At 45.5% G+C, this 13,680-nt stretch carries 14 protein-coding genes; 6 read left to right on the top strand and 8 right to left on the bottom strand.

Annotated elements, in window-relative coordinates; all coding sequences use genetic code 11:
• Positions 1-2: 2 nt before the first annotated feature.
• Both DFP81_RS10610 and ppiC read right to left on the bottom strand, forming a co-directional pair.
• Positions 3-428, bottom strand: a complete 426-nt coding sequence (locus DFP81_RS10610; RefSeq protein ID WP_115897754.1) for a protein tyrosine phosphatase family protein — start codon at positions 426-428, stop codon at positions 3-5.
• A 27-nt stretch (positions 429-455) separates the two neighbouring features.
• Positions 456-734 carry a peptidylprolyl isomerase PpiC gene (gene ppiC, locus DFP81_RS10605; protein ID WP_115897753.1) on the bottom strand — a complete coding sequence of 93 codons (279 nt, stop codon included), beginning with the start codon at positions 732-734 and terminating at the stop codon, positions 456-458.
• Between the two features lie 92 nt (positions 735-826).
• Between ppiC and DFP81_RS10600 the strand changes: the two genes are divergently transcribed.
• Entirely contained in the window at positions 827-1,624 is a 798-nt protein-coding gene (locus DFP81_RS10600) for a response regulator transcription factor (RefSeq protein WP_115897752.1), read from the top strand.
• A 69-nt stretch (positions 1,625-1,693) separates the two neighbouring features.
• Here DFP81_RS10600 and DFP81_RS10595 read toward each other — a convergent pair whose 3' ends face one another.
• Positions 1,694-2,929 (bottom strand): response regulator, encoded by a 1,236-nt coding sequence (locus tag DFP81_RS10595; protein ID WP_115897751.1) that lies wholly within the window; start codon positions 2,927-2,929, stop codon positions 1,694-1,696.
• A 186-nt stretch (positions 2,930-3,115) separates the two neighbouring features.
• Between DFP81_RS10595 and DFP81_RS10590 the strand changes: the two genes are divergently transcribed.
• Both DFP81_RS10590 and DFP81_RS10585 read left to right on the top strand, forming a co-directional pair.
• Positions 3,116-3,403: a YkgJ family cysteine cluster protein gene (locus tag DFP81_RS10590; RefSeq protein WP_115897750.1), complete on the top strand. Its 288-nt coding sequence runs from the start codon at positions 3,116-3,118 to the stop codon at positions 3,401-3,403.
• Positions 3,400-5,070: a L,D-transpeptidase family protein gene (locus DFP81_RS10585; RefSeq protein WP_115897749.1), complete on the top strand. Its 1,671-nt coding sequence runs from the start codon at positions 3,400-3,402 to the stop codon at positions 5,068-5,070. Before DFP81_RS10590 ends, DFP81_RS10585 begins: the two co-directional genes overlap by 4 nt.
• A 90-nt stretch (positions 5,071-5,160) precedes the next feature.
• Here DFP81_RS10585 and rlmM read toward each other — a convergent pair whose 3' ends face one another.
• The 5 genes from rlmM to puuE form a co-directional block, all read right to left on the bottom strand.
• Positions 5,161-6,213 (bottom strand): 23S rRNA (cytidine(2498)-2'-O)-methyltransferase RlmM, encoded by a 1,053-nt coding sequence (rlmM, locus tag DFP81_RS10580; protein ID WP_115897748.1) that lies wholly within the window; start codon positions 6,211-6,213, stop codon positions 5,161-5,163.
• 35 nt (positions 6,214-6,248) lie between these two features.
• Positions 6,249-6,926, bottom strand: coding sequence for a TIGR01621 family pseudouridine synthase (locus tag DFP81_RS10575; protein ID WP_115897747.1), 678 nt, complete (start codon positions 6,924-6,926; stop codon positions 6,249-6,251).
• Between the two features lie 91 nt (positions 6,927-7,017).
• A complete protein-coding gene (locus DFP81_RS10570) occupies positions 7,018-8,112 on the bottom strand; it encodes a GGDEF domain-containing protein (protein WP_115897746.1) in 1,095 nt (364 codons plus the stop codon).
• 143 nt (positions 8,113-8,255) lie between these two features.
• Entirely contained in the window at positions 8,256-8,786 is a 531-nt protein-coding gene (gene uraD / locus DFP81_RS10565; protein ID WP_245959141.1) for a 2-oxo-4-hydroxy-4-carboxy-5-ureidoimidazoline decarboxylase, read from the bottom strand.
• Between the two features lie 4 nt (positions 8,787-8,790).
• Positions 8,791-9,708 carry an allantoinase PuuE gene (gene puuE, locus DFP81_RS10560; RefSeq protein WP_220342924.1) on the bottom strand — a complete coding sequence of 306 codons (918 nt, stop codon included), beginning with the start codon at positions 9,706-9,708 and terminating at the stop codon, positions 8,791-8,793.
• Positions 9,709-10,104: 396 nt separating this feature from the next.
• Between puuE and DFP81_RS10555 the strand changes: the two genes are divergently transcribed.
• From DFP81_RS10555 to DFP81_RS10545, 3 genes are read left to right on the top strand one after another with little or no spacing between them, the layout of a single operon-like run.
• Positions 10,105-11,658, top strand: coding sequence for an ABC transporter ATP-binding protein (locus tag DFP81_RS10555; RefSeq protein WP_115897833.1), 1,554 nt, complete (start codon positions 10,105-10,107; stop codon positions 11,656-11,658).
• Positions 11,655-12,722 carry an ABC transporter permease gene (locus DFP81_RS10550; RefSeq protein ID WP_115897744.1) on the top strand — a complete coding sequence of 356 codons (1,068 nt, stop codon included), beginning with the start codon at positions 11,655-11,657 and terminating at the stop codon, positions 12,720-12,722. Before DFP81_RS10555 ends, DFP81_RS10550 begins: the two co-directional genes overlap by 4 nt.
• 9 nt (positions 12,723-12,731) lie before the next feature.
• Positions 12,732-13,664 (top strand): ABC transporter permease, encoded by a 933-nt coding sequence (locus tag DFP81_RS10545; protein WP_115897743.1) that lies wholly within the window; start codon positions 12,732-12,734, stop codon positions 13,662-13,664.
• The last annotated feature ends 16 nt before the right edge of the window (positions 13,665-13,680 follow it).

Here is a 13,680-nt window from a genome sequence, read left to right as displayed (position 1 = left end):
CATTACTTAATGAGTGGCTGCATCGCCGCTTCACAACGGGACAAGTCAAAACCTTTGGCAACAACCCCTGCTTTAAGCTTGTCGTAGCTTTCTCCTTGAGCATTGTTTAGCAACACCCACAATACAGAAGAGCGCGTGCCAGTGCGGCAAAATGCTAAGGTTTTTTTATCCTCAGCTAACGCTGCAATCTGCCCATTTACTTCGACTTCACTTAAGACTTTTAAATCCACTGGATTATAAACATACTCAAGCCCCAACTCTGTCGCGGCTTGCTCCAATGTTGCCGATAAAGGCTGCTCATCTGTTTCTTTGTCTGGGCGATTATTAATAACGCGCTCAAAACCCAACGCTTTTAGCTGCAATAGATCTTCCACCACGATCTGTGGCGCAACAAAATAGTTATTGGCTAACGGTACTGGATTATCCATCGTTATTCTCCTTCGTATTCGATGTAATTAAGAACGGTATAACACTTTAATTAAGTGGAAACCAAACTGAGTTTTGATCGGACCCTGCACTTTTAACAAAGGACCACTGAACACCGCCCGATCAAACGCAGGTACCATATCGCCTTTGCGAAATTCACCAAGGTCGCCCCCTTTTTTTCCAGATGGGCAGGTAGAAAACTGCTTAGCAAGCTTATAAAAATCCGCCCCTTTATCAAGTTTTCCCTTGAGAGATTCTGCTTCGGCTTTCGTTTTAACCAGAATATGACACGCGCTCGCTGTCGCCACGACTTTCTCCAACTCAAATATTAATCAAAGCCACATTCTAACGCATTTGATGTGGTAGGATGAGCTTTTACAGGAAATAAGGTGACAGGTCAGTGGAACCCTATCTAGAAATTCAGGATTTATCTCTTTTACTCGTCGAACCATCGGACATGCAAAAAAAAGTCATCGCTAAAGCCTTAGAAGAGTCCGGGATTAAACACATTGAATTTGCCAACAACATCGCAGAAACATTAGCCCTATTAGACAGCTTCCCACCCGATCTTATCATTTCAGCCATGTACCTTCCGGACGGCACAGCCAATGAACTCATTGACGCGATTCGCAACAACGAAAAAACGGAAGATCAATGTTTTATGCTGGTATCCAGTGAAAGCAACGAAAACAACCTTGGACACTTAAGGCAAGCTGGTGTGTTAGCTATTCTGCCTAAACCTTTTAACAACAAAGACCTCACGCGCGCGATTTATTCCGCGCTGGACTTTATTATCGAAGACGAGATCAACCTGGATTTGTTTGACCCAAGACGCTTAGAAGTGCTTGTCGTCGACGACAGTCTTATGTCCCAGAAATATGTCAGCCGCACACTCAACTCCATGGGAATTGAGCAAATCCAGCTTGCTGAGAATGGCCAGGAAGCGATCGACATGCTCTACACGGGCGATTTTGATTTGATTATTACCGATTATAATATGCCAGAAATGGATGGCAGAGAGCTCGCCCGAGCAGTACGCCACTCTTCCGAACTTGCCCATATTCCTATTTTAATGGTGAGTTCAAACGCGGGCGACAGCAAACTGGCAAACATTACCCAAGAAGGAGTAGATGCTATTTGTGGCAAGCCATTTGAACCGAAAGTGATTCGCCAGCTACTGACACAAATACTAAACTAATCACACATCGTAGAGGGCGATCAACACGCCCTCAATTCTAATCCGCCAGCACAGCAACCTGTGATCATACTAGCCTGTAACAATCTGATCGCGGCCACGACTTTTCGCTTCATATAAACGCGCATCGGCCACCTTGATCGCCTCTTCTAATCCCGCATCATGCGTTTGAACAACGCCAATACTGCATGTCATAGGGATCTTTGCCTCGGTAAAAACAGTCTCTTTCAAGCTTGCTATAAACCCCTTTAGCTGGTCATCAAACTGAACACCACCAGGAGCTACAATACAAAACTCTTCGCCACTAAAGCGCGCACTTAATGCCTCGGGAAAGCAAGACAAGATTAACCCTCCGATTTCTTTTAACAGCGCGTCACCAACCATAAAGCCATAGATATCGTTGACTTGCCGAAAGGCATCTAGGTCCATCATTGCCAAACCAACGCCTGTCGACGAAGACGCCTGCTTATCGAAATACGCTTGCCCCTCATCAAATAAGTAGCGTCGATTTTTCAGCTGAGTAAGCGCATCCAAAGCGTCCATATTACGAATCGTTTCTAACATTTCTTGCGACTCTAAGTTTTGAATCACTCGACAATGAAACTCTTCGTGATAAAAGGGTTTTTTAATAAAATCGTTGGCCCCCATTTTAATAAAGCGCGCCGACAAAGCATTATCCCCTTCTGCGGACAAGCCAATGATGACCAAATCTTGAAAACGCGCGCTCTGGCGCAACATACTAACCAAGTCATAGCCATTAATAAGCGGCATATTATGGTCGGTAATTAACAAGCGAATGTTTGGCTCCGACTCCAGCATAGATAAGGCTTCTTGGCCATTTTCAACCGTAATAACATTAAATTGATATTGCTCAAGTAACGCCTTAATAAACAAGCGACTAGTGGACGAGTCTTCCGCCACCAAAGCCGTCACTGACTGATTCTTTTTAAGGCGCTCGACCACGCCGACCACATGCTCAAACGAATAGCGGCTGTCTTTTGTGATGTAATCCAAGACACCTTTATTCAATAACTCTAAACGCAAGGCGTCATTGTAGGTTGCGGTCAGCACCACGCAAGGAATAGAAAAGGACAACACGAAATCAACAATCTCGCCATCCTCAGCATCGGGTAAATTAAGGTCCACTATCGCCGCAAAAAACGAGGCTTTATCTTGCTCATTAAGCACTTGCTTTGCTTCTTCATAGCTCGCGCACAACACCGGCACAAAAAAGTCACTTTGCGATAGCAAGTGTTTCAGAACCTTCAACACTACAGGGCTGTCTTCAACCACTAACACTTTGTTCATAATGATAATAACACTTACTCAAATAGGGGTATCTCAGGTCAATTTATAAACTTATTTAGCGCTTTTCTATTGCCCTGCGCACGGGATACTTTAAAATAGTCTATAAATACATAAGTTTTTGAATATTCTATCTATTTACATAAACTTACTTGATTATTCTGCCATTTAACAGGGTATCTCGCTGATATGCAATGTCGTTCTCACTGCGGTGCCTGTTGTACAGCACCTTCTATTTCCTCAGCCATTCCCGGCATGCCCAATGGGAAAGCGGCGGGGCAAGCTTGCATTCACCTGATGTCAGACTATCGCTGCGCCATTTTCACTGACCCTGCGCGGCCAAAAGTATGCAGCGACTTTACTGCAGAAGAAATGATTTGTGGCAACTCCAGAGAAGAAGCCATGCAAATCATCCACTCAATTGAAGAATCAACGACACCAACGGATCAACAGGTTATCGCTAGGAGCAACCAATGACACTCATACTGAAACGCAGTTCGGCCCTCTTTCTCGCCCTCCTATTAAGCGCCTGCTCCACAACGGACACCAGCAATCGTTTGACTGTTGAACCACCGAGCGAGTCACAAATAAAAAGCAGCGTCAAAGACCAAGTTAGCATGATGCTCAACGCCTTTACCCCAGTGGCAGGCCAAGCGCTACCCAACAACACAGTACTCGCCACTTATGCAGAACGCGGCTATCAGCCAATTTGGATTAAAGACAAGCACATCGAGCCGTCCATCTATAAATTAGTTAGCATTTTAGAACAGGCCAATAGCCACGGTTTAAACCCGGTTCATTACCATGTTGGCATCATTAAACACTATCTAGCACTTAAAGCCCCTAGCAAACAGCAACTGGCTGAAATGGATGTGATCACCACCATCGCGCTGTCCAGCTATGCCCATGACATTAGTAATGGTCGTTATGAGCCACAACTGATCGACCCTAACTGGCAACTCGATGCCCCTAGTCGTGACTGGAAAGACCTACTGTCATTAAGCAACGCAAGCGCAATGGTCGATTCATTGCCACTCCTTGCCCCGCGCAGTCCAGAATACCAAGTACTGCAAAAGTGGCTGGTTTATTACCAACAGCTCGCCAAAAAAGAGAAAGACATATACGTCCAGCCAGGCGCCCCTCTTTCCATTGGTGATGAAGGACCACGCGTTTCTCAATTACGCGCACGATTAGTACAGCTAGGTGACATTCGCTTCTCTACCCGTAAAGTAGACGAAGATAGGTTTGATAAAAAGCTTAAAGTAGCACTACAAGGCTTTCAACATCGTCACCACTTAAGCGCAGATGGCGCCGCTGGCTCAAAAACCATCCAAATGCTTAATGTACCTTTAAAGCAACGCGCCAAAGAGATTGCTTATAATCTAGAGCGCTGGCGCTGGTTGCCAAACAAACTAGAAGCCAACCGTATCTGGGTGGATTTGACCAATTATTCTGTCGACACCTACCTCAATGGTAATCGCACAACCATGAAGACAGTGGTAGGAAAAGAAGACAGAATGACGCCTGTTTTCAAAGGCACCATGACCTACATGGTCGCCAACCCTAGCTGGCGCATTCCTCACCGCATAGCCAGAGAAAGCCTACTGCCTAAGCTTCAAGCCGACCCAAATTATTTAGGCAAGCACGGATTTCGCGTCTTCTCAAGCTGGAGCATTGGCGCCAAAGAACTCGACCCTACTCGCATTAACTGGAAAAGCATCGCTCCTGAAAATCTGTCTTTTCGCTTCGAGCAAATTCCTGACGAAGACAATGCTCTAGGGGAATTCAAATTTATGTTCCCAAACAAGAACGACATCTACTTACACGACACGCCAGCCAAGTATTTATTCAGAAGAGATCAGCGCGCTTTTAGCTCTGGCTGTATTCGTTTAGAAAACGCAGAAGCGTTTGCCAAAAATATCACCAATAACAGCCCGCAGGCTAAGGTGCTCGCTAGCGCAATAAAGAGCAAACAAACCAAGGTCATTACACTACCGACCTACATTCCCGTTTACATTGTGTATTTCACCGTGGTCCCCAACGCGAATGGCATGCCGGAATTCCGTGACGACATCTACCACCGTGATGCTCTTATGGAACGCGCCATGGGCTACCAAGCTTTTCCAGTGAAAGCTCCCCTATAAAGCATTTCCTAGCCCCACAAAAAACCCATAAACCTATCAGGCTTATGGGTTTTTTATGCTTTAAACAGCGGTTAGATTCGTTAACTCAGCTTATTGAGCAATAATACACACGGTGATTTCTTCTCGATCATGGTATAAGTGCTTAGCTTGGAACTGATAGCCTACACCCGCTTTTTGCAACTTTGCCTCAATCAGTTCTAGGCACAATACTACTTCTTGATAGCGTTTTTTCATCGGCAGCTTGAGGTTGAAAATCGCTCGGCGAGTCCAACGATTGGCCAGCCATTTCGCCATCAACTCGGCCACCATAATAGGCCTTTCAACCATATCGCACACCAACCAATCAACCGTGTATGGCGGCTCAAATTTAAAGCCATCGGCTTTCTCATGATCTACCAAGCCGGTGGACATCAATTCTTTCTGCATCGGCCCGTTATCCACCGCGATCACATTAATACCGCGCTTCACAAATTGATAAGTCCAGCCACCAGGCGCGGCTCCCAAATCAACAGCTGTCATCCCTTCCAGTAGGTCTGTATCTCGCTTATGCTCTGGCACAAATTGCAAGAAAGCCTCTTCTAACTTTAAGGTCGAACGACTTGGCCCTGCCGCTGGAAAGCGCAAACGACGGATCCCTAGCGGAAACTCACTACGGCATTCTGCATAAGAAACCCCTAAATACGCCGCCTCACCATCTAACAAAAACACATGGTGACGCACACCAACTGCCTTATTACGCAGCACTCCAGATTTTTTCCAGCCCGTCTTAAGCGGCTTATCCAACTTCTTAATCAGACCAGACAAGGCTTTCGCATCATTGGTATCCGCGGTTTCAATCCAAACTTCTTCAGCCAGAGGCAACTGTCGAGCCGCTTCTAGCAGAGACTCCACTCTTGAACCGGACTCAAACTCCACCAATTCATTGATCGCAATGATTTGACGCGCAAAAATCAAACGATTAAATTGAAGCTGCTTAATCAGCTCTTCTATGGTCTCTGTTTGCTCGAAACAATAAACCACATAGCCCGCATCAGAAACGACTTTAGCGTAGCCATAAAACCCTTTTTCGGACGAAACTTGCGCCAGCTCAGCCGCACAATCTTTCTCAAAACCTGGTCGGCAATAAGCCAAAATATTTTTCATTTACTTTCCCACCCCAAAAGCCTCAACAGCCTGGGTTATATTGACTGGCTCGCAGGCCATTTTAATGACGCTTCTTGGAAGTTTGATTCTATAAACTCACAAAACGCTGAACTGAAATGCTCTCCTTCAGTTGGAGAACAACGAAACTCTTGCTCCACTCCCTGCCACATAAAGCGCAAATAGTAAGCATGTAAATAACCACGCTCGCTGGGGTCGCCACCATAACGCCCATCACCTAAAATCGGTGAACCAACACTTTTCAGGGCAACACGAATTTGATGCGTTTTGCCTGTCAAAGGCCTTAACAAAAACACTCGTCGGCCCTCGAAAGCAGCCGAAAAGAACTGAGTAACCGCTAGGTTTTCGGTTCCTTGAGTCAATTTCCATTGACCGCGACGACTCGGCATCATGCCACCGCGAACCGTGCCCTGTTTCTTTTTCGGCTTGCGATTCGAGATTGCCAAATAGCGCTTTTCGATTTGATGCTGCTCAAACATTTTGCCAAATGTGACGGCCGCATCATAATGCAATGCCACCAGCAACAAGCCTGATGTTATTTTATCCAAACGATGGACAGGGTAAAACTCGTGATCAGGATACTCACTTTTTAACGTCTGCATTACCCCTAACGTCTCTGATTCCCCATGAAAACTCATACCTGCCGGCTTATTTATTAGCCAGAAATCATCACAGCGGAATATTATGTTTAACAAAAAACAACCTCAAACAAGACAGAACCCAAAAAGCCAACAGAGTTATCCCCAAACTTAGTGGACAACTCATTTGTCAATGGGGTTCAAGAAATTAAACGATTGATGGTTGTGAAACCACCCTGTTACGACCCGCCTTTTTTGCCTGATAAAGCGCAGTGTCGGCCAAAGATAAGACATCTTCATAACGTTTTGTATGGCGTGAGATCGCTGCCAGACCTATGCTCACCGTTACCGGAATGACAATGCCTTTTTCAGTCGTTATATAGGTATTCTCGACCGTTTCACGCAGCTGATCCATCTTCTCTAGGGCTTCTTTTAACGTGGTATTACGCATGATAACAACGAATTCTTCACCACCATAACGACCAATGGCGTCTTCTTCATTTAAACAAGAACGCATTACAGAGGAAATTTGGCTCAATACTAAATCCCCCGCATCATGACCAAAAGTATCATTAATACGTTTAAAGTGATCAAGGTCTAATATGGCGAACACACACGGCTGATGATAAAACAGCGCTTCGGTGTACATTTTTACTGCATCCGTCAACACCTTACGACGGTTCGCTAACCCGGTCAGCTCATCCCGCTCAGCCAATATTCGTAAATAATCATTCACCTTTCTCAAGCGCGCAATCACCACACTAATGACCACAGACAAGGTAAACAAGGTCCATAGAAAAGTCAGCACCACCACGACACCAGGTTGGCTTGGTGACAAGTGCACTCCAGTTACGGGAAAGACTTCACACACTGAGAACAAGGAGATAGACAATAGAATAACACTGTAGCGCAGCACTTTTTCATCAGGACGAAAGGCAGTAAATGCATAAGCTGCGACAGTGATAAAGAGCCACTGAAAGTCACTGTCCACACCAAAAAAGAACAAACTCGTGACTACAATTTGTACCATAGTACTCAATGGCACAATCAATTTAACTAACGAGAAATAATGGCGCGAATGCAGGTAAAAACCAAAAAGAGAAAGCGCTAAGAAAGCAGCATAGAAAGCGACAACCTGAAAAGCATGCTGCACAGCGAAAACCAGCATCATGCCAATATCGGTCACACAGAGCAATGCCAAAGCCAGGTTTACCACTTGCTTGTAGTTCAGATTACTTGCTGAGTCTTCTGAAATACCAAAGTTAAGCAGTTTATCTAGCCAATTTTGTTTTGAAGGCAGCACTTTATCCCTAATATAATTGAAGGCTTCACATCAAGAGATACGATCATGAAGAACCGAGCTTGTGATTTTATTCAACAAATTCTACCTAAATCACGCCATTTTTCCTACTAAATCAAAGTATTTTCCTAGCACCAATAAAGGTTTTATTTGTCCGCTAAGCGAAAACCTGCAATTTTATGCACTTGTGATAGCGCCATTTGAAACTCTTGCTCGACGCTATTATTCAGACGAGATTCGAATCCCGCTAAAATATCAAACTTTGTGGCTCCCTTTACCGCCATAATAAACGGAAAACCATATTTCGATTTGTAGGCATTGTTGTACTCAGCAAAACGCGCTAACTCTTGCGCTGTGCATTGATCCAAACCGGCTCCAGCTTGCTCTGACGTTGATGCATGAGTTAATTGCCCTGACAACGCCGCCTTGCCAGCAAGATCAGGATGCAAACGCAACAAGGTCAACTTCCTCTCATGATCACTGTCATCCACTAAGGATTTTAGCAGTGACTGAAGCGCTTCACGGCGGTCAAACTTCTCTTGCTGGGCGTGGACAACTAGCCAAGCCGCCTGTGCTACCCACTCAGAATGCTCATAGATATCTTTAAAATGAGCGATAAAATCTTGTTTAGACATCTCACTTGGTTTGTTTAGTAACCACCCCATGTCGCTGCCCATTTAGCTACTCCTTTAATTCAGCCTGATAGGGAAAATGCTCTCGCCAATGATGAGCGATATCAATTCGACGTGCGCACCATACATCATCAAACTGATGCACATACTCTAAGAAACGCCGTAGTCCCGCAATGCGCGCAGGACGCCCGATTAAACGACAATGCAATCCAATTGAGAGCATTTTCGGGCTTGTTTCCCCTTCCGCATAAAGGGTATCAAATGCATCTTTTAAATACTGAAAGAAATGCTCTCCAGTGTTGAAGCCCTGCAAGGCAGCAAAACGCATATCATTGGTATCCAATGTATAAGGAATCATTAATTGTGGCTCGCCATTTTCTAGCCGCCAAAAAGGCAAGTCGTCGCTATAATCATCCGCGTTGTACAAAAAACCGCCTTCTTCCGCCACTAGACGACGTGTATTTGGGCTGGTGCGACCAGTATACCAACCCAGCGGCCGCTGCCCCGTCAATTGACGAATCACATCAATCGCTTTTTGCATGTCTGCCCGCTCTTCTGCTTCCTCAACATACTGGTAATCTATCCAACGGTAACCATGACTACAAATTTCGTGGCCCGCGTCTACAAACGCTTTTGCCATCGATGGATGGCGCTCCAATGCCATTCCGACAGCAAACACAGTCAGCGGTATATTGTGCTCTTTAAATAAAGACAATATTCGCCATACACCAGCCCGACTCCCATATTCATAGATCGACTCCATACTCATATGGCGCACCCCTTCTCTGGCATCTGCCCCCACCATTTCAGATAGGAATGCTTCTGAAGCTTTGTCACCATGCAAGATGCAGTTCTCTCCCCCTTCTTCGTAGTTCAAGACAAACTGCAATGCGACACGCGCGTTATTTGGCCACCTAGGGTGAACAGGGTGCCCGCCATAACCTAATAAATCTCGATCATAAGACATCGTTATCTCCTATATTCAATGCCACCGTTATTTGTTATCCAATTAAAAGAAACTTGACCATAAAGACAAATAACTCAAAATCTCGTATCCTTCGCGCCTCTTATAAAAACATACAACAATTTAAAAAATTTGGCACGATAGTTGTTTATATGAAATATATATTTCATTCAAAAACAGAGCAACCAGTTATTAACCGATCGGTCAAAGTTTTAGAGTGTCATTTTAGCAACAAAACAGAGCATAATTATTAATGCGCGCACCAAAAAAATGCGTAACTTAATAATTGTTATGAGATCAACTCATTCAAACTAATAAGCCGTTAGTATGATGAAAGATCATTGACTAAAATCTGCTCTTTATGAGCATAACAGCAGAGAACCTACGGTGGCGGAAACATTGAAAAAGCGGCATTCGATACCTCGTATCGAGTTAGCAAACATCACTAAACAGTACCCCGGCTGCCTAGCAAATGACAACGTCAGCTTGACGCTCATGCCAGGCGAAATTCATGCTCTATTGGGTGAAAATGGCGCAGGCAAAAGCACCCTAGTCAAAACCATCTATGGCGTCGTCTCTCCTGACAGCGGCGACATTATCTGGGATGGTAAAGCCGTTTCGATTAAATCTCCCTCTAAGGCGCGAGAGCTCGGCATTGGTATGGTGTTTCAACATTTTTCACTATTTGAGACATTAACCGTCAGTCAAAATATCGAATTATGCTTGACCCCACTACAATTGACCAAGATCGGAAATCTAGCCAGTTCAATCACAGCCCTGTCTGAAAAATACGGTCTCAATGTCGACCCTGATAGCTATGTACATTCACTTTCTATTGGTGAAAGACAGCGCGTTGAAATAATGCGTTGCTTAGTGCAATCGGTAAAACTATTAATCCTCGACGAACCCACTTCTGTATTAACCCCACAGGAAGTCTCTGGTCTGTTCCAAGTATTGCGCACCCTAGCGCAAGAAGGTTGCAGTATTCTATTTATCAGCCATAAACTCCACGAAGTAACCGAGGTCTGTCAGCAGGCTACCATTCTTCGAGCGGGTAAAGTGATTGATACTTGTGAGCCGGCAAAAGAAACACCTGCCAGCATCGCCAAAATGATGGTTGGCGAGTTAGCGGAACAAGATGCTGGCTATTCAAAAAAAGAAGGCCTCCACACAGTATTCAGCATGACATCCTTAAACCTTGCCACTAAACACCCTTTTGGTACCAGCTTAAAAGACATTAGCTTTGAGCTTAAAGCCGGAGAAATCCTCGGTATCGCCGGGGTAGCAGGTAATGGACAAGACGAATTAATGGCCATTATTAGCGGTGAAGATGAGCGTAATACAGGAGCCGCCTTAGCGCTAGAAAAGCAAAGCATTGGCCAATTAAGCGCCGCACAGCGTCGTAAGCTGGGTATGGCTTATGTACCTGAAGAGCGCTTAGGTCGAGGGGCAGTCCCTGATATGAGCCTTACAGAAAACACCCTATTAACCCATAGCCAAGGCTTTATAAAATCTGGCATTGTGCAATGGAAACCCCTAACAGACTACGCTAAGAAGCTCATCGCTCAATACAAGGTGAAGTGCCACGGTGAATTTTCCGAAGCAAAAAGCTTGAGTGGCGGCAATTTACAGAAGTTCATTATGGGCCGTGAAATTGGTCAAAATCCTAAGGTTTTAGTCTGCGCGCACCCAACATGGGGAGTCGACGTAGGCGCGGCCCTGGCCATCCATCAAGCGTTACTGCGGCTTCGTGACCAAGGAGCTGCCATTTTATTGGTATCTGAAGACATTGATGAGCTTTTTTTGTTAGCCGATCGCATGGCGGCAGTCTGTGATGGACACCTCTCGCCGGTAGTAAAAACACTAGACACTTCCATTGATGAAATTGGCCAATGGATGGCCGGCACTTTTATTCATTCCCCCTCTCATCACTCTGAGGAGACCACGGCATGATCCGTATACAAGCCCGGACCGAACCCAGCTCGCTCATGAAGCTAGCCTCTCCTCTGATCGCAATCCTTTGCACCTTAATATTTGGTTGCATACTGTTTTCTGCACTCGACAAAAACCCATTCCAGGCTTTGCATGTGCTGCTCATTGCGCCACTGTCTGATATCTACAATGTGGGCGAAATGCTGGTGAAAATGGGGCCACTATTACTCTGTGCCGTTGGCTTATCCCTTTGCTATCGGGCCAATATGTGGAACATTGGCGCGGAAGGCCAATTACTCGCGGGGGCTCTTGGCGGTTCGGTGGTGGCACTAACCTTTATCGATTCAGAATCTGTGTTGGTTCTGCCCTGCACTTTAGTGGCGGGTATCGTATCAGGCATGCTCTGGTCTGCTGTCCCTACTTACCTTAAGCTGCGCTTTAATTCCAACCTCATATTGACCACTATTATGTTCAACTATATTGGTCTTTATCTTTTAATTTGGGCGGTGAATGGCCCTTTAAGAGACCCTGATGGCTACGGATTTCCAGAATCTGCGTTATTTTCAGATGCCACTATATTACCCACCTTGGTAGAGGGCAGTCGCATTCACCTTGGTATTTTATTGGCGATCATTGCGGCTTTTATTGGCTGGTTTATTCTTGCCAAAACACACTTAGGGTTTCAGATTCGTGTATTCGGGGCGGATGAACCGGCTGCAAAATACGCCGGCTTTAACAGCAAGAAACTCAGCTGGTTTGTGATGCTTTTCTCAGGCGCTCTGGCTGGGCTAGCAGGCGTTTCCGAAGTCACTGGCCCCATTGGCCAGCTGGTGCCCAATATCTCACCTGGCTACGGTTATTCCGCCATTATTGTCGCTTATTTAGGCCGCCTTCACCCTCTGGGCGCTATTGTGGCAGCGGTGTTTTTAGCTGTCCTCTATATGGGAGGAGACTTAGCGCAAATAGAAATGGGGATCCCCATCGCCGTTGTTGGCATGTTTCAAGGGGTTTTGCTGTTTTTTCTATTAGCCTGTGACTTTTTCATCCGAAACCGACTTATTTTTAATAAACCAATCACTCACTAGGAGCCCGTTGTGGACGCAGATTTAATCGTTCAAATCTTATTTGCCGCCATTAAAACTGGCACCCCGTTATTACTGATTGCTTTAGGTGAAGTGATTTGTGAAAAATCAGGCATACTCAACCTTGGTCAAGAAGGCATGATGTTGATGGGGGCAGTCGTCGGGTTTATTGCTGCTTTTTCGACTGGAAACGCTGGCTTTGGAGTCCTTGCTGCCATGTTAATGGGCAGCTTTATGAGCCTCATTTTTGCGGTTTTGGTGTTGCAGCTTGGCGCTAACCAAGTAGCGACTGGGCTAGCATTAACCATTTTTGGTACAGGACTTAGTGCTTTTATCGGCTCTGAATTTGTGGGCAATACCGTACAAGGCTTCCAACCTATTGCCATTCCACTGCTAGCAACGATTCCGTACCTTGGCGACATCTTGTTTAAACATGACATCTTAGTCTACCTTTCTTTTGGACTGCCGATTACGATTGCCTTTGTTGCAAATAGAACGCGTATCGGGCTGATACTTAAAGCCGTGGGGGAAAACCCTCATGCTGCCAATGCCATTGGCATCAAAGTGCTTAAAGTACGTTATTTAGCCATTTTGTTTGGCGGCGCCATGACCGGGCTTGCAGGCTCTTATATGTCGCTTGTTTATACCCCAATGTGGGCAGAAAACATGACTGCAGGTCGTGGCTGGATCGCTTTAGCACTTGTCGTATTTGCTTCTTGGCGGGTTGGTCGCATCATGCTGGGGGCGTATTTATTCGGCTTCGCAAGTATTATGCATTTAGTACTGCAAGGGCTAGGCGTCGACATTTCCTCTAATTTGCTTGCCATGATGCCTTATGTGGCAACCGTGATTGTCATGGTAGTGATCAGTGCCGATCAGTTTAAAGAAAAGTTGTTAGCCCCCCGCTCATTAGGTAAGCCATTCGACCCTAGAGATATGGCCTAATCATAATAAAGCGGCG

Origin of the sequence: Marinomonas pollencensis (genome assembly GCF_003387375.1) — a bacterium.
In the GTDB taxonomy this organism is placed as follows: domain Bacteria; phylum Pseudomonadota; class Gammaproteobacteria; order Pseudomonadales; family Marinomonadaceae; genus Marinomonas; species Marinomonas pollencensis.
Note: the sequence above shows the minus strand (reverse complement) of the source record. Positions and strands in the feature narration are given on the sequence as shown.

What these genes read in the sequence shown, in the direction of transcription:
- rlmM (WP_115897748.1), bottom strand. Translation starts at nt 6,213, where the DNA reads ATGAAAAATATTTTGGCTTATTGCCGACCAGGTTTTGAGAAAGATTGT.
- DFP81_RS10590 (WP_115897750.1), top strand. Translation starts at nt 3,116, where the DNA reads ATGCAATGTCGTTCTCACTGCGGTGCCTGTTGTACAGCACCTTCTATT.
- DFP81_RS10550 (WP_115897744.1), top strand. Translation starts at nt 11,655, where the DNA reads ATGATCCGTATACAAGCCCGGACCGAACCCAGCTCGCTCATGAAGCTA.
- uraD (WP_245959141.1), bottom strand. Translation starts at nt 8,786, where the DNA reads ATGGGCAGCGACATGGGGTGGTTACTAAACAAACCAAGTGAGATGTCT.
- DFP81_RS10585 (WP_115897749.1), top strand. Translation starts at nt 3,400, where the DNA reads ATGACACTCATACTGAAACGCAGTTCGGCCCTCTTTCTCGCCCTCCTA.
- DFP81_RS10595 (WP_115897751.1), bottom strand. Translation starts at nt 2,929, where the DNA reads ATGAACAAAGTGTTAGTGGTTGAAGACAGCCCTGTAGTGTTGAAGGTT.
- DFP81_RS10610 (WP_115897754.1), bottom strand. Translation starts at nt 428, where the DNA reads ATGGATAATCCAGTACCGTTAGCCAATAACTATTTTGTTGCGCCACAG.
- puuE (WP_220342924.1), bottom strand. Translation starts at nt 9,708, where the DNA reads ATGTCTTATGATCGAGATTTATTAGGTTATGGCGGGCACCCTGTTCAC.